Annotated in this window: 14 protein-coding genes; 10 read left to right on the plus strand and 4 right to left on the minus strand. The window is 75.3% G+C overall.

The genetic code is table 11. The annotated features are described in order from the left end of the window. Positions 1 to 109: 109 nt before the first annotated feature. Positions 110 to 1,558: a xylulokinase gene (gene xylB, locus GXP71_RS19335; protein WP_162354008.1), complete on the minus strand. Its 1,449-nt coding sequence runs from the start codon at positions 1,556 to 1,558 to the stop codon at positions 110 to 112. 180 nt (positions 1,559 to 1,738) lie between these two features. Beyond that, entirely contained in the window at positions 1,739 to 2,926 is a 1,188-nt protein-coding gene (xylA, locus tag GXP71_RS19340; RefSeq protein ID WP_124342035.1) for a xylose isomerase, read from the minus strand. 101 nt (positions 2,927 to 3,027) lie between these two features. Here xylA and GXP71_RS19345 point away from each other — a divergent pair, with 101 nt between their 5' ends. The 5 genes from GXP71_RS19345 (at position 3,028) to GXP71_RS19365 (ending at position 13,384) form a co-directional block, all read left to right on the plus strand. Then, entirely contained in the window at positions 3,028 to 4,260 is a 1,233-nt protein-coding gene (locus GXP71_RS19345) for an ROK family protein (protein WP_202924292.1), read from the plus strand. A 152-nt stretch (positions 4,261 to 4,412) separates the two neighbouring features. After that, positions 4,413 to 5,468: a beta-propeller fold lactonase family protein gene (locus tag GXP71_RS19350; protein WP_162354010.1), complete on the plus strand. Its 1,056-nt coding sequence runs from the start codon at positions 4,413 to 4,415 to the stop codon at positions 5,466 to 5,468. A gap of 338 nt (positions 5,469 to 5,806) precedes the next feature. Beyond that, positions 5,807 to 10,990: a glycoside hydrolase family 3 N-terminal domain-containing protein gene (locus tag GXP71_RS19355; protein ID WP_162354011.1), complete on the plus strand. Its 5,184-nt coding sequence runs from the start codon at positions 5,807 to 5,809 to the stop codon at positions 10,988 to 10,990. 227 nt (positions 10,991 to 11,217) lie between these two features. Beyond that, a complete protein-coding gene (locus GXP71_RS19360) occupies positions 11,218 to 12,558 on the plus strand; it encodes a glycosyltransferase (protein ID WP_370520955.1) in 1,341 nt (446 codons plus the stop codon). 85 nt (positions 12,559 to 12,643) lie between these two features. Continuing rightward, positions 12,644 to 13,384: a phosphoglyceromutase gene (locus tag GXP71_RS19365; RefSeq protein WP_162354013.1), complete on the plus strand. Its 741-nt coding sequence runs from the start codon at positions 12,644 to 12,646 to the stop codon at positions 13,382 to 13,384. 119 nt (positions 13,385 to 13,503) lie between these two features. Here GXP71_RS19365 and phoU read toward each other — a convergent pair whose 3' ends face one another. Beyond that, positions 13,504 to 14,169 (minus strand): phosphate signaling complex protein PhoU, encoded by a 666-nt coding sequence (gene phoU, locus GXP71_RS19370; protein ID WP_162354014.1) that lies wholly within the window; start codon positions 14,167 to 14,169, stop codon positions 13,504 to 13,506. Positions 14,170 to 14,329: 160 nt separating this feature from the next. On the opposite strand from phoU, the gene GXP71_RS19375 reads away from it, so the two are divergent. Beyond that, positions 14,330 to 16,813 (plus strand): LuxR C-terminal-related transcriptional regulator, encoded by a 2,484-nt coding sequence (locus GXP71_RS19375; RefSeq protein ID WP_162354015.1) that lies wholly within the window; start codon positions 14,330 to 14,332, stop codon positions 16,811 to 16,813. Positions 16,814 to 16,914: 101 nt separating this feature from the next. Here GXP71_RS19375 and GXP71_RS19380 read toward each other — a convergent pair whose 3' ends face one another. Further along, a complete protein-coding gene (locus tag GXP71_RS19380; RefSeq protein ID WP_162354016.1) occupies positions 16,915 to 17,136 on the minus strand; it encodes a hypothetical protein in 222 nt (73 codons plus the stop codon). 200 nt (positions 17,137 to 17,336) lie between these two features. Between GXP71_RS19380 and GXP71_RS19385 the strand changes: the two genes are divergently transcribed. The 4 genes from GXP71_RS19385 (at position 17,337) to GXP71_RS19400 (ending at position 20,306) form a co-directional block, all read left to right on the plus strand. Beyond that, positions 17,337 to 17,738, plus strand: a complete 402-nt coding sequence (locus tag GXP71_RS19385; RefSeq protein ID WP_162354017.1) for a hypothetical protein — start codon at positions 17,337 to 17,339, stop codon at positions 17,736 to 17,738. 30 nt (positions 17,739 to 17,768) lie between these two features. Next, positions 17,769 to 18,251, plus strand: a complete 483-nt coding sequence (locus GXP71_RS19390) for a DUF1269 domain-containing protein (RefSeq protein ID WP_162354018.1) — start codon at positions 17,769 to 17,771, stop codon at positions 18,249 to 18,251. 139 nt (positions 18,252 to 18,390) lie between these two features. Then, the gene (locus tag GXP71_RS19395; RefSeq protein WP_162354019.1) at positions 18,391 to 19,593 is read left to right on the plus strand and encodes a cell wall metabolism sensor histidine kinase WalK; all 1,203 of its coding nucleotides are present in this window, start codon (positions 18,391 to 18,393) and stop codon (positions 19,591 to 19,593) included. Continuing rightward, complete coding sequence (locus GXP71_RS19400) at positions 19,590 to 20,306, plus strand: response regulator transcription factor (RefSeq protein WP_124341662.1); 717 nt, start codon at positions 19,590 to 19,592, stop codon at positions 20,304 to 20,306. The genes GXP71_RS19395 and GXP71_RS19400 overlap by 4 nt, the downstream gene beginning before the upstream one ends. The last annotated feature ends 84 nt before the right edge of the window (positions 20,307 to 20,390 follow it).

Raw genomic sequence — 20,390 nt, forward strand, 5'->3', positions numbered from 1 at the left:
CCACCGCAGAGGCCGGGCCCTCGTCGTGCTTCCGGCGCCCGCCCACCCCACGACGAGAGCCCGGTCCCTCGGAGGGGCCGGGCTCTCGTGCGTCGGTGCGGGCGGGGCGTCAGAGGGGGCGGGTGCCCGTCAGCTCGCGGACGGCGGCGTACTGCTCGCGGACGCGCGCGACGGGGTCGGCGCTGTGCAGGGCCGCCTCCGCGGCGGCGGTCCAGGACGGGGCGGTCGCGGAGCCCGAGAGGACCCACGCGGCCTGGCGCGCGGCACCGTCGGCGACGTACTCGCCGGGCGTCGGGACGTGCACGTCGAGCCCGAAGACCGTCGGCGCGATCTCCCGCACGGCCCGCGACTGCGCGCCACCGCCGATGAGGAAGAGCCGCTCGACGGCGACACCCTGGGCGCGGAGCGCGTCGATCCCGTCGGCGAGCGCGCAGAGCATGCCCTCGACGGCTGCGCGCGCGAGGTGCGCGGGCGTCGTGTTCGCGAGCCGCAGGCCGTGCAGCGCGCCGGTCGCGTCGGGCTTGTTGGGGGTGCGCTCGCCCTCGAGGTAGGGCACGAGGACGAGGCCGTCGGCACCCGCAGGGGCGGACAGCGCGAGCTCGGACAGGCCGGCGTGGTCGACGCCGAGCATCCGGGCGGCGGCGTCGAGCACGCGCGACGCGTTGAGCGTGCACGCGAGCGGCAGGAACGCGCCCGTCGCGTCGGCGAATCCCGTGACGAGGCCGGAGCCGTCGGCGGTGGGGGAGGACGCGATCGCGGAGACGACGCCCGACGTGCCGATCGAGACGGCGACGTCGCCCGGGCCGAGGCCGAGCGCCAGTGCCGCGGCGGCGTTGTCGCCCGCACCGGGGCCGAGGACGGGCTCGCGCGCGCCGACGACGGCACGCGGACCGGCCTGGGACGCGCCGAGGACGCGGGGGAGGTGCACCTGGTGGCCCAGGGCGCGCTCCAGCAGGTCGAGGCGGTAGTCGTCGGTCACGGGCGACCAGTAGCCGGTGCCGGACGCGTCGGACCGGTCGGTGACGAGCTGGTCGAGCCCCGCGGCGCCCGTGCTGGCACCGTTCCCGGCGAGCCGCCACGTCAGCCAGTCGTGGGGGAGCGCGACGGCGGCGACGCGGTCCGCGTTCTGCGGCTCGGCGTCGCGCAGCCAGCGCAGCTTGGTGACGGTGAGCGACGCGACCGGCACCGAGCCGACGGCGTCGGCCCACGCCTGCGCGCCCTTCTCGGCGTCGCCGTCGCCGAGCTCGGCGATCAGGTCGGTCGCGGCCTGCGCGGAACGGGTGTCGTTCCACAGCAGCGCGTCGCGGACCACCTCGCCCGAGGAGTCGAGCGCGACCATGCCGTGCTGCTGCCCGCCGACGGAGATCGCGTCGACGTCGTCGAGGCCGCCGGCGTCCGCGATCGCGGTCTGCAGCGCGTCCCACCAGTGGCGCGGGTCGACGGACGTGCCGTCGGGGTGCGAGGCGCGGCCCTGGCGGACCAGCTCCCCGGTGTCGGCGTCGCGGACGACGACCTTGCAGGACTGCGTGGAGGAGTCCACGCCGGCGACGAGCGTCATGAGGCTTCCTTCGGCGGGCGGACCGGCGACGTCGCGCGGTCCGGGAGCGGGGCCGGGTGAGGGGTGGAGCGAGGGGCCGGTGCCGCGACGACCCGACCCCGGGGGACGGGGCCGGGTCGTCCGGACGGCCGACGACGCCGCCCGCCCGGTGCGGAGCCGGGGCGGGCGGCGTCGCGCGGGTCAGCGAGCGCCGAGCGCGTGCTCGAGCGCGAGCTGGTTGAGGCGGACGAAGCCGAAGCCGCGCTCGGCGACCGCGTCGACGTCGAGGTCCTCGTAGGACGAGGTGTCGGCGAGCAGGTCGTCGAGGGTCTCGCCCTCGGCGAGCGTGGGCTGCGACAGCTCGAGCACGCCGGCGGCCTCGAGCGCCTCCTGCACCTCGGGGTCGGCGCGGAACGCCTGCGCGCGCTCCTTCAGCAGGATGTACGTCGCCATGTTGGCCGACGCCGAGTCCCACACGCCCTGGAAGTCCTCCGTGCGCGACGGCTTGTAGTCGAAGTGGACCGGGCCGTCGTAGCGGGGGCCGCCACCCGGGAAGCCGTTCTCGAGCAGGTCGACCGTCGCGAACGCGGAGAACAGGTCGCCGTGGCCGAAGACGAGGTCCTGGTCGTACTTGATGGACTTCTGGCCGTTGAGGTCGATGTGGAAGAGCTTGCCCGCCCACAGCGCCTGGGCGATGCCCTGCGTGTAGTTGAGGCCGGCCATCTGCTCGTGGCCCACCTCGGGGTTGAGGCCGACGATGTCGGCGTTCTCGAGGCGGTCGATCAGGGCGATCGCGTGGCCGATCGTCGGCAGGAGGATGTCGCCGCGGGGCTCGTTCGGCTTGGGCTCGATCGCGATCTTGAGGTCGTAGCCCTTGCTCTTGATGTAGGCGGCGACCGTGTCGATGCCCTCGGCGTAGCGGTCGTGCGCGGCCTTGAGGTCCTTGGCCGAGTCGTACTCGGCGCCCTCGCGGCCACCCCACATGACGAACGTCGACGCGCCGAGCTCGGCGGCGAGGTCGACGTTGCGGACGACCTTGCGCAGGCCGTAGCGCCGCACGCGGCGGTCGTTCGACGTGAACGCGCCGTCCTTGAAGATCGGGTGGCTGAAGGTGTTGGTCGTGACCATCTCGACCGTGATGCCGGTGTCCGACAGCGCCTGCTTGAAGCGGTCGAGGATGCGGTCGCGCTCGGCCGCGTCGGAGCCGAAGGGCACGACGTCGTCGTCGTGGAACGTCACGTGCGCCGCGCCGAGCTCGGCCAGCTTGTGGACCGACTCGACCGGGTCCAGCCACGGCCGCGAGGCGCTGCCGAACTGGTCCTGGGCGTTCCATCCGACGGTCCACAGGCCGAAGGAGAACTTGTCGTCGCGGGTGGGCTTGCGGACCATCACGGACCTCTCGTCGTCGAGTGCCCTCGCGCGGCGGGGTCTGCCGCACGAGATTTGTTGTATGGATGAACTTATGGCGGATCCCGGCTAGGGTCAACCCCGTGAAGGCGACGGCGGCGCGGCAGGGGAGCCTGCGCGAGCACAACCTCGGGCTCGTGCTGCGCCAGGTGCTCGACGCGGCGGCGACCGGTGCCACCCCACCGTCGCGCGCCGACGTCGCCGCCGCGACCGGACTGACCCGGGCCACCGTCTCGTCGCTCGTCGACCGTCTCGTCGCCGGGGGGCTCGTCGCCGAGCTCGAGCCCGTCCCGACGCAGCGCGCGGGGCGGCCCGCCGTCCCGCTCACCGCCGCTGCCGGCACGCTCGCCGCCCTTGGGGCCGAGGTGAACGTCGACTACCTGGGCGTCCGCGTCCTCGACCTGTCGCGCGGCGTCCTCGTCGAGCACGTCGAGCACGGCGACTTCCGGGGGAGCCACCCGACCGACGTCCTTCCCCGCCTCGGTGCCCTCGTCGATGCCGCGGTCGACGAGCTCGCCGCACGCGCCGTGGCACGCGAGGCCGACCAGCCGCGTGGTCCGCTCCGGCTCGCGGGCGTCGGCCTCGCGCTGCCGGGTCTGGTCGACGCGCGCGGGGGTGCCCTGCGCTACGCCCCCAACCTCGGCTGGCGCGACGTCGACGTCGCCACGCTCGCCGCCCGCGCCTCGCGGACCTTCGCCGCCCACCCGCCCAGGCTCGCCAACGAGGCCGACCTCGCCGCGCGCGCCGAGGCCGACGTCCGCCGCGCGCCGGGCCGGCGCCCGTCGTTCGTCTACGTCTCCGGGGAGATCGGCGTCGGTGGCGCGCTCGTCCTCGACGGCGACCTCTTCAGCGGACGCCACGGCTGGGCGGGCGAGCTCGGCCACACGCTCGTGGGCGACGGTCGCACGCTCGAGCAGGTCGCCGGGCAGGACGCGCTCCTGCGCGCCGCGGGCCTCGACCCGCACGACGGCCTCGACGCGCTCGTCGCCGCGGCCGCCGCGGACGCCCCGGGGGTGCGTGACGCCCTCACCGCCGCGGGCGCGGTCCTGGGCGCGGCGCTCGCCAACGTCGTCAACCTCGTCGACGTCGGTCACGTCGTCCTCGGCGGCACGTACGCGTCGCTCGCCGACCACGTCCGCGAGCCCGTCCTCGCCGCGCTGCACCGGCACGTCATCGGCGCCCCCTGGGCCGAGCCCACGGTCGACGTCGCGCGTGCGGGCGACCACGCCGCGATGACGGGCGCCGCCCTCACGGTCCTGCGCGCCGTCGTCTCCGACCCGTCGGCCTGGCTCGTCGACGGTACCGACCCCGCCTGACCGCGACGCCCCGCGGGCGCCGCCTCCGCCGGACGGCGACCGCTGCCTCCGTCCTCGCCTGACGAGGCCGCCGACCGGCCGTCGGCGTCGCCGCCGCTCGGGCGCGGACGTCGTCGGGTGCGGGGCTGCGGCCAGGTCTAGGCTCGACGGCCGTGACTCAGCTCTGGATCGGCACGTACCCCGAGGCGGGCGCCGGCACCCCCGTGGGGCTCGGCGAGGGCATCTGGCGGGTGACGCTCGACGACGCGACCGGGGCGCTCGGCGACGCGTCGCTCGTGGTCACGCTGCCGTCGCCGTCGTTCGTCGCGGCCTCGCCCGACGGGCGCACGCTGCACGCCGCGCTCGAGGTCGAGGACGGCGAGGTCGTGACGCTCGCGGTCGACGAGGACGGCGGGCTGACCGAGCGGTCCCGCCGCGGGTCGGGCGGGGCGTACCCGTGCCACGTGTCGACCGACGTCGACGGTCTCGTCGCCGTCGCCAACTACGCGTCTGGCCATCTGGGGCTGCTCGCCGCCGAGCCGTCCGCCGGCGACACCGCGCCGGCCACCTACGGCCATGAGGGCAGCGGACCCGTGACCGACCGGCAGGAGGGGACGCACGCGCACTTCGCGATCCTCGCGCCGGGCGGGCGGCACCTGCTGGTCGCCGACCTCGGGACCGACGAGCTGCGCCGCTACCGCGTCGTCGACGGGGGAGTCGAGCCCGACGGGATCGCCGCGACCCTGCCGCCCGGGACCGGGCCGCGGCACGTGGGGTTCGCCGCCGACGGCCGCACCGCGTACGTCGCCGGGGAGCTCGACGTGCAGGTCCACGTCCTGACGTGGGACCCCGAGACCGCGACCGGATCCGCGAAGCAGACGGTTCCCGCGGTCGTCGGCGCGGCGACCGGCGACGACACCGGCCGGACGGACCCGGTGCGCCACCCCGCGGGTGCTCTGCCGTCCCACCTGGCCGTCGACGGCGACGAGCTGCTCGTGACGGTCCGCGGCGCCGACGTCCTCACGCGGTACGCGATCGGGCCGGACGGGAAGCTGTCCGACGGCCGCTCGCACCCGCTCGGCGGGCACTGGCCGCGCCACTTCGCGGTCGTCGGCCCGTGGGTCGTCGTCGCCCTGGAACGCGCGCACCGCCTGGTGGTGCTGGCCGGTTCGGGCGAGGTCGTCTCGACCCTCGACCTTCCGTCGCCCACCTGCGTCCTCCCCGCCTGACCACTCGTCCTGCCTGACCACTCGTCCTGCCTGCTCCCTCCTGCTGCCTGACCACTCTTCCTGCCTGCCCCTCCTCCTGCTCGACCACCCTTCCTGCCTGCCGGCGGGGTGGCGGGGGAGCGTGAGGTGGTCCTGCTGTGGCCGCTGCGGGCGCGCGGGGCGGCGCGGCGTCGTGACCGAATCGTGACCTTCTGCACTTACTGCCCTGTAAGTCTTTGTGGTCGACTGAGGCCAGCCGCGGGCGTACGCGATGCCGGGCGGGCGAGGGAGCCCGTCGACGGCAGGCCGCGGTCTCCGGCCGGTCAGGGGCCCGGCCGTGATGTCACGAAGGAGTGACCGTGCTGCGTGCCCGTCCGACCCTGCGCACCCGCAGGGCCCCCGCCCACCCGCTCGGTGCCACGCGGACCGGCGTCCGCTCCGGCCCGCAGCGGTCCCCGCTGACAGCCGCCCTCGCGGCGCTGGCCCTGGCCGCCCCGCTCACGCTCGTCGCGACGGTCACCGCCACCGCGGTCGCGCCGCCGGCCGCAGCAGCGGCGACGCCGGGCGACCTCGCGCACACCGGCACGGCGACGGCGTCGCAGTCCCAGGCGGACGCGGACGGCACGTTCCCGGCGTCCGCGGCGGTCGACGGCGACCCGGCGACGCGCTGGGCGAGCGGCAACGGCCCGGACGAGGACGTCGAGTTCACGGCGTGGCTGCAGGTCGACCTGGGCACGACGGCCGAGGTCGACCGCGTGGTGCTCGCGTGGGAGGCGGCGTACGCGACGGCCTACGACGTGCAGGTCGCGGCGACCGCGCCCGACGACCCGGCGTCGTGGACGACCGTGCACACCGAGCCGGCGGGCGACGGCGGCACCGACGAGGTCGCGCTCGCCACGCCGACGGACGCCCGGTACGTGCGCGTGCAGATGAACGAGCGCACGAGCTTCGACTGGGAGGCGCCGGTCCTGCACTGGTACGGCTACTCGCTGTTCTCGGTCGAGGTCTTCGGCACACCCGAGGCGGTCCCGGTGGCGTTCGGCGCGTCGACGGCCACGGTCCCTGCGGGCGGCACGGCGCAGGTCCCGGTCGTCCTGGCGACCGCGGCGGACGCCGAGCGCAGCGTCCGCGTGACCAGCACGGGCGGCTCCGCGAACGCTGGCGGCGACTACACCGCCGTCGACCAGCTCGTCACCTTCGCGCCCGGCAGCACGAGCGCGACGGTCGACGTCGCCACGGTCGACCACGGCCCGCTCGCCCCCGCGCGCACGGTCGTCCTCATGCTGAGCGACCCGTCGGACGGCCTGGTGCTGGGCGGTCGCACGACGACGACGCTCACCATCACCCCGCACGGCTCCCTGCCCGACGTCGGCGCCGTCACGGTGCTCGACGACTACGAGGACGGCGTGCCGCAGGGCTACACGACGTGGGGGATCAGCGCGCCCGTCACGCCCGTGCTCACGACGGCTCCGGGCGACCGGCCGGACGGCGGCGACGTGCTGGTCGCGACGGTCGGTGGCACGCCCGCGCCGGGCGACTGGTTCGGCTTCACGCACGACCTCGCGCCGACGGACTGGTCGGACCACGACGGGTTCACGTTCTGGTTCCGCGGCACGGGCGACGGCGGGCTGCTGCGCTACGAGCTCAAGAGCGGCGGGCAGCTGTTCGAGGAGCGCGTGGTCGACGACACCGCGGGCTGGCGGCAGGTGAGCGTCGCGTTCGCGAACCTGCGCCTGAAGAACGACCCGGCGAGCGACGCGCGCTTCGACCCGACGGCGTCGACGGGCTTCGCGGTCACCCTCACGGACCTGGGCGCGGGCGCGTGGCAGCTCGACGACGTGGCCCTCTACGACCGGGTGACGACGATCGAGGACGCCGAGGGCGACGTCCCGATCGCGGAGCCCGGCACGACCGTCGGCCTGTTCACGTGGGGCTCGGCGGGCGCGGAGGTCTCGCTCGACGTCACGCAGCAGGACCGCGAGGGCGGCCCCGCGGACAACCACGTCCTGTCGGGCGAGTACCTGATCCCGTCGGGCGGCTGGGGCGGCTTCAGCCAGAACCTCGCGGCGGCGCAGGACTGGTCGTCGTTCCGCGGCATCCGGCTGCTCTGGTACGCGTCGCAGGACACGCGTCCCGCGTCGCCGACGGCCGGTGACGACATCAAGGTCGAGCTCAAGGACGGCGGCCCGGACGGCGAGCACTCCGAGCTGTGGGCGACGACGTTCAAGGACAACTGGTCGCCCGACGGCAGCCGCTGGAAGCTCGTCGAGCTGCCGTTCGACCAGTTCACGCTGGGCGGCTACCAGCCGGGTGACGAGGCGACCCGCAACGGCACGCTCGACCTGACGTCGGCGTGGGGCTACGCGCTGACGTTCGTGCCGAACACGGCGAACGCGGTGCGCTGGGCCGTCGACGACGTGCAGCTCTACGGCTCGGCCGTCCCGGCCCCCACGGCGGAGGTGACGCCCGCGCAGGACGTCGTCCTCGTCGACCCGGGGGAGACCGCGCAGGTGCCGCTCACCCTGACCACCACCGACGGCGCACCGTTGCCGGAGGACGTCACCCTCACCTACGCCACGACGAACGGGACCGCGACGGCGGGCGAGCACTACGACGCCGCCGACGGCACCCTCACGTTCGCCGCCGGCACCCCGTCCGGCACGACGCAGACCGTCGACGTCACGACGCACGCCACGGCCGCGCAGGACGACGCCCGCACGCTCGAGCTCGCGCTCACGGCGACGGGCGCCGCGGTCGACCGGAACCCGCGGATCGTGCTCAACGCCGTCGGCGCGCCGTACCTCGACCGCGACCGGCCCACCGCCGAGCGCGTCGAGGACCTGCTCGGCCGCATGACGCTCGCGGAGAAGGTCGGTCAGATGACGCAGGCCGAGCGCCTGGGCCTTCGGTCGTCGACGCAGATCGGCGAGCTGGGCCTCGGCTCGGTGCTCTCGGGCGGCGGCTCGGTGCCGCAGGACAACACGCCGGCGGGCTGGGCGGACATGGTCGACGGCTTCCAGCGCGAGGCGCTCGCGAGCCGGCTCCAGATCCCGATCGTGTACGGCGTGGACGCCGTGCACGGCCACAACAACGTGGTCGGGGCGACGATCTTCCCGCACAACAACGGTCTCGGGGCGGCGCGCGACGCGGACCTCGTCGAGCGCGTCCAGCAGGTCACCGCGCAGGAGGTGCGCGGCACGGGTGTCCCGTGGACGTTCGCACCGTGCCTGTGCGTGACGCGCGACGAGCGGTGGGGCCGTAGCTACGAGTCGTTCGGCGAGGACCCGGCGCTGGTCACCGCGATGGCCGAGGCGGCCGTGACGGGTCTCCAGGGCCACGACCCGTCCGACCTCTCGGGCCCGGACAAGGTGCTCGCGACCGCGAAGCACTGGGTCGGCGACGGCGGCACGACGTACGTGCCCGAGCAGGCGGGCAACGGCTACCCGATCGACCAGGGCGTCACGCACGTCGCGTCGCTCGACGAGCTGCGGCGCCTGCACGTCGACCCCTACGTGCCCGCGATCGAGGCGGGCGTCGGGACGATCATGCCGTCGTACTCGGCGGTGTCGGTGGGCGGCGGCGACCCGGTCCGCATGCACGAGAACCGCGCGCTCAACACCGACCTGCTCAAGGGTGAGCTCGGCTTCGACGGCTTCCTGATCTCCGACTGGGAGGGCATCGACAAGCTGCCGGGCGGCTCGTACGCGCAGAAGGCGGCGCGGGCCGTGAACGCGGGGCTCGACATGGCGATGGCGCCGTACAACTTCGGTGCGTTCATCACGTCGACGGTCGCGAACGTCGAGGGCGGCGTCGTGAGCGAGGAGCGCGTGGACGACGCGGTCCGCCGGATCCTCACGCAGAAGTTCGCGCTCGGGCTCTTCGAGCAGCCGTTCGCCGACCGCACGCACACCGCGGACCTCGGCTCGGCGGAGCACCGCGCGGTGGCCCGCGAGGCCGCGGCGCGCAGCCAGGTGCTGCTCAAGAACACGGGCGCGCTGCCGCTCGCGAAGGACGCGCACGTCTACGTCGCGGGCTCGAACGCCGACGACCTGGGGAACCAGATGGGCGGCTGGACGGTCTCGTGGCAGGGCGGCTCGGGCGACACGACGGCGGGCACGTCGATCGTCGAGGCGATCCGGGCCGTGAACCCGTCGGTGACGTACTCGGAGGACGCGTCCGCGCCCGTCGGCGACGCGACCGTCGGCGTGGTCGTCGTCGGCGAGACGCCCTACGCGGAGGGTGTCGGGGACGTCGGCAACAACGGCAAGAGCCTGTCGCTCTCGACCGCGGACCGGACGGCGATCGACACCGTGTGCGCCGCGGTCGACTGCGTCGTGCTCGTCGTCTCCGGACGTCCGCAGCTCGTCACCGACAAGCTCGACGCGATCGACGCGCTGGTCGCGTCGTGGCTGCCGGGCTCGGAGGGCGCGGGCGTCGCGGACGTGCTGTTCGGCGACCAGCCGTTCACCGGTCGCCTGCCGGTCACGTGGCCCGCGTCGGCGGACCAGGTGCCGGTCAACGTGGGCGACGACGCCGACGACGCGCTGTACGCGTACGGCTGGGGCCTGCGCACGGACGCGCAGCGCCACCGCCTGACGACGGCCGCCGAGTCTCTGCCCGCCGGCGACGCGCGCGACGCCGTGCAAGGCGTGCTCGACGCCGACGTCTGGGACGGGAGCACGCTCGACCCGGCCGCCTACGGCACCGCGGTCCCCCTGCTCGCCGACGCCGCGGCGGCGCTCGACGGCACGGACCGGACGACCGCGGCGGCGGCCGGGCTCGTCGTGTCGCTGCTCCGCGACCTGGCCCAGGCAGCTGTCGTCGCGGGCGGTGCACCGGCCGACGCGGCCTCGGCGACCGCCGACGCCGAGCACGTCCTCATGGCGGGCTCGGCGGGCGAGGCGGCGGACCTGCTCGCGCAGGTCGCGGGCGTCCCGACGACGGCCCCGGTCGCGTCGACGACGTCGCTGCAGCTGCCGTCGTCGACGCCGTTCGGCAAGGCGGTCACCGCGAAGGTCACGGTCCGGGCCGACGGCGTCACTCCGACCGGCACGGTCGAGATCCGGGTGGACGGCGCGGCGGTGGCCACCGGCCCCCTCACGGCCAAGGGCCGCGACCAGGCGGTCGCCGAGGTCCGGCTCCCCGCCGACCTGGCCGTGGGCCGGCACACCGTGGTCGCCGTCTACGGCGGCACGACGTCGACCGACCCGCCCGTCGCCGGGTCGTCGTCGGACGAGCGCCGCCTCACGGTCGGCAAGGTCCGGCCCGAGGTCCGCACGGCCGGCACCGACTGGACCGTCGGCCGCGACGACCCCAAGCAGGTGCACGTCCAGGTCGACGGCGTCGCGGACCACGAGCCCACGGGCACCGTGACCGTGTGGCTGAACGGCCGTCAGGCCGCGACGGGCACGCTCGACGCCGACGGGCACGCCGTCGTCGACCTCCCGCGGTCCACGCGCACGTCGCTCGTCGTGGTCACGTACGGCGGCGACGGGACCTACCTGGCGGCGCTCGCGCTGCCGCGGATCCTCGTCGTGCGCTGACGCCGTGTCCGGCGGTGGGCGGCCGGCCGACCCCGGCCGACCCGCCGCCGGACGAGGCCCGCGGGGGGGCGGCGGGGCCGCTGCCCGACGCATCGCGTCCGTGGGCGGCCGGCGCGTCCGACCACGCGCCGGCCGCCACGTGACGGGCATCTCCCGCCCCGCGCGGCGCTCACCCCGCTCCGGGGGCGACAATGGGCGCAGACAGCCGCCCGTCCTCAGGAGCCCACGTGACCTCGGAGCATGCCCCGCGCGTCGCCATGCTCTCGGTCCACACGTCGCCGCTCGACCAGCCGGGCACGGGCGACGCGGGCGGCATGAACGTCTACGTCCTCGAGCTGTCGAAGGCCCTCGCCGCCCGTGGCGCGCGCGTCGAGATCTTCACGCGCGCCACGTCGTCGGACCTGCCGGAGACGGTCGTCGTCCCCGGCGCGGACGCGCACGGCCGCACCCTGACCCGCGACGAGTCCCGCGCGGTCCTCCTGGCCGACGAGGTCGACGCGGGCGTCGTCCCGCCGGTCCTGGTGCACCACGTGCCCGCGGGCCCGTTCGAGCGGCTCGACAAGAACGACCTCCCCGGGGTGCTGTGCGGCATGGCCGCGGGTGTGCTGCGCTCCGAGGCCGCACGCCGGCCCGGCTGGTACGACGTCGTGCACTCGCACTACTGGCTGTCGGGGCAGGTCGGGCAGATCGCGGCGGACCGCTGGGAGGTCCCGCTCGTCCACACGTCGCACACGCTCGCGCGCGTGAAGAACGCGTCGCTCGCCCCCGGCGACGAGCCCGAGCCCGGCGGGCGCGTGCTCGGCGAGGAGGAGGTCGTCGCGGCCGCCGACGCCCTGGTCGCGAGCACGCCCGTCGAGGCCCGCGAGCTCGTCGACCTCTACGGCGCCGACCCGTCGCGCGTGCACGTCGTCGAGCCCGGCGTCGACCTCGACCGCTTCGCCCCCGTACCGGACGCCGAGCGTCGTGAGGCCCGCGCCGCCCTCGGCCTGCCCGCCGACCGCGGCGTCGTCCTGTTCGCGGGCCGCGTCCAGGCGCTCAAGGCCCCCGACGTGCTCGTCCGGGCCCTCGGCGTGCTGCGCGCGTCGGGCCGTCCGGTGCCGCTGCTCGTCGTCCTCGGCGGCCCGAGCGGCCGGTCCACGGCCGTCCGGGAGCTCCAGGCGCTGGCGGCCGTCACGGGTGTCGCCGACGACGTCGTCGTCCGCCCGCCCGCCGACCGCGACAGCCTCGTGCGCTGGTACCACGCGGCCGACGTCGTCGCGATGCCGTCGCGCAGCGAGTCGTTCGGCCTCGTCGCGGCGGAGGCCCAGGCGAGCGGCGTCCCCGTGGTCGCCGCGGCCGTCGGGGGGCTGCGGACGATCGTCGACGACGGCGTGTCCGGTCGGCTCGTGCGCGGGCACGACCCGGCGGTCTGGGCCGACGTGCTCGCGGACGTCCTGGCCGACGAGGCCGTGCGCGCCGCGTACGGGGAGGCCGCGCGCCGCAGCGCCGAGCGGTTCGGCTGGTCCGCGGCCGCCGACCAGGTGCTGAAGGTCTACGGCGTCGCCGCCGAGGTCCGCCGCTCCCGCTGAGCCCGCCCGCACCGCACGCCCGGACGACCGTCCCAGGGACGGACGTCCCGACGACGCTCCGCGCACCCTGCGGCAGGATGGGCGCATGACCTACACCCTCGTGCTGCTCCGCCACGGCGAGAGCGAGTGGAACGCCAAGAACCTGTTCACCGGCTGGGTGGACGTCCCCCTCTCGGAGAAGGGCGTCGAGGAGGCGAAGCGCGGCGGCAAGCTGCTCACGGACGCGGGCGTCCTGCCCGACGTGGTGCACACGTCGCTCCTGCGCCGCGCGATCACGACCGCGAACTACGCGCTCGACGCCGCGGACCGCCTCTGGATCCCGGTGAAGCGCAGCTGGCGCCTCAACGAGCGCCACTACGGCGCGCTGCAGGGCAAGGACAAGAAGCAGACGCTGAGCGAGTACGGCGAGGAGCAGTTCATGCTCTGGCGCCGCTCGTACGACGTGCCGCCGCCGGACATCGAGCTCGGCTCGGAGTTCTCGCAGGACACGGACCCGCGCTACGCCGGCGAGCCGATCCCGCGCGCCGAGGCGCTCGCGCAGGTGCTCGAGCGGGCGCTGCCGTACTGGGAGTCGGACGTCGTGCCGGACCTGAAGGCCCGCAAGACGGTCCTCGTCGCCGCGCACGGCAACTCGATCCGCGCGATCGTCAAGCACCTCGACGACGTCGACGCCGGCACCATCGCGGGCATCAACATCCCGACGGGCATCCCGCTGCTCTACGAGCTGGACGAGGAGACCCTCGAGCCCGTGACGAAGGGCGGCACGTACCTCGACCCCGAGGCCGCCGCCGAGGCCATCAAGGCCGTCGCGAACCAGGGCCGCTGACCGCACGGCCCGCAGGAACCACGAAGGCGCCGCCACCCGAGCAGGGGTGGCGGCGCCTTCGTCCGCCGGGCGCGAGACCGCGGTGCTGCAGTCCTGGCGTGCCCGACGTCAGCGTGGCGTCAGCTGGCCGAGCGGTCGAGCTCCTGGCTCAGCACGCCCGTGACCAGGTAGGTCACACGGCGCGCGATCGACACGCCGTGGTCGCCGAAGCGCTCGTAGTAGCGGCCGAGCAGCGTGACGTCGACGGCCTCCTGGATGGACCCGTCCCAGCCGCCCGACAGCAGCGCGGCGAACGTGTCCTCGTGCAGCTCGTCGAGCAGGTCGTCGTCCTGCTCGATGCTCTCGGCCAGCGGCAGCTCGTGGTTGGTGAGCAGCGTCGTCGTGCGGCGCGCCACGCGGACGGCCGCGTCGTGCATCTCGGTGAACGTGCCCGACAGCCCGTGCGGGATCGCCTGCCGCGGGTAGCGGCCGCGCGCGACCTGCGCGATGTGGCGGGCGAGGTCACCCATCCGCTCGAGCGTCGCGCTCATGCGCAGCGCCGACACGACGATGCGCAGGTCGGTCGCGACGGGCTGCTGCTGGGCGAGCAGGAGCACGCAGCGCTCGTCGAGGTCGCGCTCGATCGCGTCGATCTCGACGTCCGCCGCGATGACCGACTCCGCGAGCGTCACGTCCGCCGTGAGGAGCGCGACACCCGCGTCGGTGATCGCGCGTTCGACCCGGCCGCTCATCGCGACGAGGTCGTGGCCGAGCTGCGCCAGCTCGGCGTCGAAGATGTCCCGCATGTAGTCCTCTCCTGCTGCGGCCCGCTGCCGCGCGGTCGACAGGCTCGCACCGCCAGATGAACGGCTGGACGCGTCGAGGTGAACGTGCGACGGCGGTCCTCGGCAGGAACGTCACCCGGATGCTCTCGCTTCCGCACCGTTTGCCCGATACGTTCGCCTCGTGAGCGTCCGGCACGTGGCGCAGGTCGGGGCACCGGGGGTCAAGGTCACGACACCTCCCCTGGGGCTCCACGTCGTGCCGCGACCGGGTCCGACGGCCGAGCTCGAGGCCGCCGTCGCGGGCCACCGGGTCGCCGCGGTGGTCGCCCCCGCGGGCTTCGGCAAGACGACGCTCGTCGCCGCGTGGGCCGCCCAGACCGGGCACCCCGTCGCGTGGCTCACGCTCGACGAGGCCGACGACGACCCCGTGAGGCTCGTGCGGGGGCTCGAGGCCGCCGTCGCGGTGGCCCTCCCCGACGCCGAGCGCAGCGACCTGCGCCGCGCCGCGGGCGCCGCCGACCGAGGTGCACGCGGGCGTCTCGACGCGCTGCTCGTGGGCCTGGGCGCCCGCACGGAACCGCTGGTCCTCGTCGTCGACGACGTCCACGAGGTGCACGGCCCGACCGCCCGCGACGTGCTCGGCCGGCTGGTCCGCTACGCGCCCCCGTCGCTGCGCCTCGTGCTCGTCGCGCGCGCCGACCCGGGCGTCCCGCTGCACCGGCTGCGCGTCGAGGGCGACCTCGGCGAGGTGCGCGCCGTGTCGCTCGCGCTCGGCGCCGACGAGGTCGTGCGGGTGGCCGCGGCGGCGGGCGTGACGCTCGACCGTGCGGGCGGTGAGCAGCTGCGCGCGCTGACCGACGGCTGGGCGGTCGCGGTCCGCATGATCCTCCTGGGCGTCGCGGCAGGCCCGGACGTGGCGCGGCGCCTCGGTGCGGTCCCGTCGAGCGCGGTCCCGGTCGCGGACTACGTCGTCGACGAGGTCCTCGCGGGTCTGCCCGCGCCGCTCGGCGCGTTCGTGCTGCTCGCGACGGTCGACGACGTGATCGACCCAGGGCTGGCCGAGGCGCTCGTGCCCGGCGGTGCCGCGCTGCTCGACGACTGCGTCGCACGCGGTCTGTTCCTCACGCCCGCGACGACCCCGGACGCGACCGCGTACCGCTGGCACGGGCTGTTCGCCGCGCAGTGCCGCGTCCTGCTGTCCCGCCGCGACCCGGCCGCGCTGACCGCCGCGCACCGCACGGTCGCGCACCACCGTCGCGACACCGACTGGCCCGCCGCGGTCCGGCACGCGTGCGCCGCGGGCGACGGTGCGCTCGCGGTCGACGTCCTGCAGGCGCACTGGCCCGAGGTGCTCGTGGCGGGCGACACGACGCTGCTGCGCCGCCTGTGCGCCCTGGTCGTCGCGCAAGGGCGGCGCGACGCGTGGCTGCTGCTCGCGCAGGCGGCCGCCGACCTGCTCGACGGGCGCGGCGACCCGACGGTGTTCCCGCAGATCCAGCGCGTCGTCGCGGCGTGGGGGCCCGACGACGAGCTGCTCGCGCAGGTGCTCGCGAGCGCGCTCGGCTCGTCGGTCGGCCCGGACGGCGTCCCGCACGACGCGCACGCCACGCCCACCGTGGACCTCGACGCCGTGGGGGTCGCGCCGCCGACGCGGGCGCTCGCGCTCTACCTGCTGGGTCGCACGGAGGCGCACGAGGGCCTCGACCCGGCGACCGCCGCGGCGCACCTCGCGCACGGTGCGGCGGCGGCCGACGCGGTGGGACTCCCGACGGTCGCGAGCGCGTGCCGGGCGGAGCGCGCGCTGCTGCTGGCCGACGCGGGCGAGCTCGCGGTCGCCGACGCCCTCGCGGTCGACCTGCTGGCGGCGGACGGGGTCCGCACGGGAGCCCTGGCCCCCGCGCACCTGGTCCGCGGGCTCGTCGCGTACTGGCAGGACCGCCTCGGTGACGCGCGCGCCGACCTGGAGGACGCCCTCGCGCTCGCCGGTCCCGCGCAGCTCGCGGTCGCGGTCCGGGCCGCGGCGACGCTCGCGCTGGTCTGCCACGCGCAGGACGACCGTGCGGCGTTCGAGCGCGCGCGGCGCCGCGTCGAGGACGCGCTGCAGACGGCCGACACCGGGGGAGCGCGGCACGCGGTGCCCGCCGACGACCCGGGCGCCGAGCAGCACGTGAGCCTCGACGTGCTCGGGCGGATCGCGACGTCGCACTGCCGCACGTCGGTCGACGTGGTCGCGGTGCTCCAGCGCGCGCTCGCACTCGCCGAGGACGACGAGCACGCCGCGCACCGGCTGCTCGAGCGTGCCCTCGACGTCGCCGAGCCCGCCGGCGTCCGACGGCCGTTCGTCGAGCTCGAGCCGCTCCTGCACGACCTCCTGCTCGAGCACCTGAGGTGGGGGAGCGCGCACGAGGCGCTCGTCGCCAGCCTCGTCGCCGGGGACGCGCCGCGACGTGCGCAGCGCGGCGGGTGGGGCAACCTCGACCTCACCGAGCGCGAGCACCAGGTGCTCGTGCGGCTGCGGTCGACGATGACGACGACCGAGATCGCCGCGGTCCTGTTCGTCTCGACGAACACCGTCAAGACGCACCAGCGCTCGATCTACCGCAAGCTGGGCGTCGCCGGCCGCCGCGACGCGATCCGGGTGGCCGCGGAGCGCGGACTCCTCTAGCCGCCGGCTCGGTCGGCCGCGGGCTCGGTGGGACGCCGACGCTCCCCGACGTCGCCGCGCCGGCGCACGGCGGGCCCGACGTCGGTGCAGCGACCGACCCGTCAGTCCTCGGCGGGGTCGGGGACGGCGTGCGCCTCGACCAGCACGAGCCCCAGGTCGTGCAGCAGCGCGACGACCCCGGTGAGCGCCGCGGTGTCGGGCAGGCGGCACGACAGCACCGTCCCGTCGGGGGTGGGCGTGGCCACCACGTCGGCGTGCTCGCGCAGCAGCTGCTCCAGGTCGGCGCCCCCCGGCGACCCGTCCACGCGGATGTGGTAGAGCACGGCAGCTCCCTCGTCGGACCGACCGGACCAGGGTCCCGACGAGCGCGGTACCGCTGCCTCACGCCCGTCGGGTGATATGCGCGGCGGGGTGTCCCCGGCAGTCACCCGACGCGGGTGAGGCACCCGTGCCGCGCGCCGCGCGACAGTGTCGGCGAGCGGCCCGGACCAGGGCCGACGGTGGGCGACGAGAGGGGCACGCCATGGCACGCACGGTCACGGGCTGGGTCGGCTGGGTCTGGTTCGGCGCGTTCTGCCTCCTCACCGTGGGGCTGTTCAACGTCGTGTCCGGGCTGATCGCCGTCTTCTCGGAGGAGAAGGTGCTCGCGTGGTCCGGGCAGGGCGTGACGATCGTCGACGTCTCCACGTGGGGCTGGGTGCACCTGATCCTCGGCGCCCTGATGGTCGCGCTCGGGCTCGTCCTGTTCACCGGCGCGGCGTGGGCCCGCTGGACCGCGAGCGTGCTCGTCGTGCTCAACCTGGTCGCGCAGTTCGTGTCCCTGCCGATCACGCCGTGGTGGTCGCTCGCGGTGATCGTGCTGGACGTCGTGGTGCTGTGGGCGCTGATCGTCCACGGCGAGGAGGTCGAGCGGGCCGTCTCCTGACGGTCCGGACGGACGAAGGGAAGGCGCACGATGACGACGTTCACCGCGTGGAAGTTCGACAGCCCCGACGGCGCCCGGAAGGCGCAGGAGGCGCTCAAGGGAGCCGCGAAGGACGGCCTGGTCACGATCGTCGACCACGCGCTCGTGGAGTGGCCCGCCGACGCGGCCCGCCCGGACGTGCACCACAGCAACGACGACAAGAAGCGCGGCGCCGGCTGGGGTGCGTTCTGGGGGCTGCTGTTCGGCGGCATCTTCTTCGTCCCGCTCCTCGGTGCGGCCGCGGGCGCCGCGATCGGCTCGATCTCCAAGGCGGTCGCCGCGGTCGGGATCGACGAGGCGCAGCTCCAGACCATCCGCGAGCAGGTCACGCCCGGCACGTCGCTGCTGTGCGCGGTGACGACCGACGGCGACCTCGACCGGCTCGGCGAGCGGTTCCACGGGCTGCACTCGACGCTCGTCGCGACGAACCTCACCGAGGGCGAGCGCTCGACGCTGCTCGAGACGTTCGGCTGACGGGCTGGGGCGACACGGGGCGCACGCCGTCCGCGGCGTGGTGAACGGTCGCGGACGGCTCGGTGAACGCTGGGCGACGGTCCCTGCGCAGACGTGCGGCGTCGTCGGTGCGCTCCCGTCCGCGGCCTACGCTGGAGGCGTGGACGGGTTCGACGGCCTTGCGCTGCTCCTCGCCGGCGGCCTCGGACTGCTGACCGGCATCGGGGCGACCCTGGCGTTCCGCGTGAGCGAGCGCGCCCAGAAGGTCCCGGTGGCGCTGCCGGAGCCCGAGCTCGACGACGGGCTGGTCCGAGCGCTGGCGGTGCTGCGCTCGGCGGCGATCGTGCTCGACGAGGAGGACACGGTCGTGCGGGCCAGCGCGCCCGCGCACGCGCTCGGGCTGGTCCGCGACGGCCGGATCGTGCCCGTGTCCATCCGGGAGATGATCGCCGCGGTGCGGCGGGACGGTGTCATCCTCGACGAGGAGCTCGAGGTCCCGCGCGGCCCGGTCGGCTCCGGCATCCTCATGGTCCAGGTGCGCGTCGCGCAGGTGACGCCCCGCCACGTGCTCGTCCTCGCGGAGGACCTCACGCAGGCCCGCCGGATCGAGGCGATGCGCCGCGACTTCGTCGTCAACGTCTCGCACGAGCTCAAGACGCCGGTCGGTGCGCTGCAGCTCCTCGCGGAGACCGTGCACGACGCGGCCGACGACCCGGACGCGGTGCGCCGCTTCACCGACCGCATGCAGGCGGAGGCGGCGCGGCTGTCCGCGCTCGTGCACGAGATCATCGAGCTCTCCCGCCTGCAGGTCGCCGGCGCCGTCGGCCATGTCGCGGTCGTCGACGTCGACGCGGTCCTCACCGAGGCCGTCGACCGTGCCCGCACGCGCGCCGACGCGAAGAAGGTGCGGCTCGACATCGGCGGCGTGCACGGCACGCGCGTGCTCGGCCAGCACGACCTGCTCGTCACCGCGGTCCGCAACCTCGTGGACAACGCGGTCGCGTACTCGGGCGAGGCCGCGCACGTCGGCGTCGGCGTGCGCGAGGTCGACGGCCTGGTCGAGATCGCCGTCGTCGACGAGGGCATCGGCATCCCGGCGGCCGAGCAGGAGCGGGTCTTCGAGCGGTTCTACCGCGTCGACCCCGCGCGCTCGCGCGACACCGGCGGCACGGGCCTCGGCCTCTCGATCGTCAAGCACGTCGCCGCGGACCACGGCGGTGACGTGGCCGTCTGGTCGCAGCCGGGGCGGGGGTCGACGTTCACGATCCGCCTGCCGCGCGCCGACCTCGCCAGCTCGGACGTCGTCGACCTGACGTCCACGACCATCCCCCAGGGAGACACCGTGCGGCGGACCGCCTCATGACCCGCATCCTGCTCGTCGAGGACGAGGAGTCGTACCGCGAGCCGTTGACGTACCAGCTCGAGCGCGAGGGCTACGACGTGGTCACCGCCGCGACCGGCCCCGAGGCGCTCGAGCGGTTCGAGGAGCACGGCGCCGACCTCGTGCTGCTCGACCTCATGCTGCCCGGGCTGCCCGGCACCGAGGTGTGCCGCCGTCTGCGGCTCACGAGCGACGTGCCCGTCATCATGCTCACCGCGAAGGACGACGAGATCGACAAGGTCGTCGGCCTGGAGCTCGGCGCCGACGACTACGTCACCAAGCCGTACTCGTCGCGGGAGCTGCTCGCCCGCATGCGCGCCGTGCTGCGCCGCCGCGAGGCGGCCGTCACCGCGGGCGCGACCGCGGCACCCGCGGGTCCGGTCGTCGAGGAGGAGCTGCTCGTGAGCGGCCCCGTCGAGCTCGACGTCGACCGGCACACCGTGAAAGTGCGCGGTGAGGTCGTGCCGTTCCCGCTCAAGGAGTTCGAGCTGCTCGAGATGCTGCTGCGCAACGCCGGCCGCGTCCTGACGCGCGGGCAGCTCATCGACCGCATCTGGGGCTCGGACTACGTCGGCGACACCAAGACGCTCGACGTCCACGTCAAGCGCGTGCGCGCCAAGATCGAGGAGGACCCGGCCAACCCGACCCTCCTGCTCACCGTCCGCGGCCTCGGGTACAAGCTCGAAGAGGCCTGATCCGACAGCGACCGTCGCGAGGACGCGACATCCGCCCGAGACCGCGACATCGGTGTCGCGGTCTCGGGCGTTTCTCTCGCCCCG

The organism is Cellulomonas sp. H30R-01 (assembly GCF_010119915.1).
GTDB lineage: Bacteria > Actinomycetota > Actinomycetes > Actinomycetales > Cellulomonadaceae > Cellulomonas > Cellulomonas algicola.

What these genes read in the sequence shown, in the direction of transcription:
- xylB (WP_162354008.1), bottom strand. Translation starts at nt 1,558, where the DNA reads ATGACGCTCGTCGCCGGCGTGGACTCCTCCACGCAGTCCTGCAAGGTC.
- xylA (WP_124342035.1), bottom strand. Translation starts at nt 2,926, where the DNA reads ATGGTCCGCAAGCCCACCCGCGACGACAAGTTCTCCTTCGGCCTGTGG.
- GXP71_RS19365 (WP_162354013.1), top strand. Translation starts at nt 12,644, where the DNA reads ATGACCTACACCCTCGTGCTGCTCCGCCACGGCGAGAGCGAGTGGAAC.
- phoU (WP_162354014.1), bottom strand. Translation starts at nt 14,169, where the DNA reads ATGCGGGACATCTTCGACGCCGAGCTGGCGCAGCTCGGCCACGACCTC.
- GXP71_RS19385 (WP_162354017.1), top strand. Translation starts at nt 17,337, where the DNA reads ATGGCACGCACGGTCACGGGCTGGGTCGGCTGGGTCTGGTTCGGCGCG.
- GXP71_RS19390 (WP_162354018.1), top strand. Translation starts at nt 17,769, where the DNA reads ATGACGACGTTCACCGCGTGGAAGTTCGACAGCCCCGACGGCGCCCGG.
- GXP71_RS19400 (WP_124341662.1), top strand. Translation starts at nt 19,590, where the DNA reads ATGACCCGCATCCTGCTCGTCGAGGACGAGGAGTCGTACCGCGAGCCG.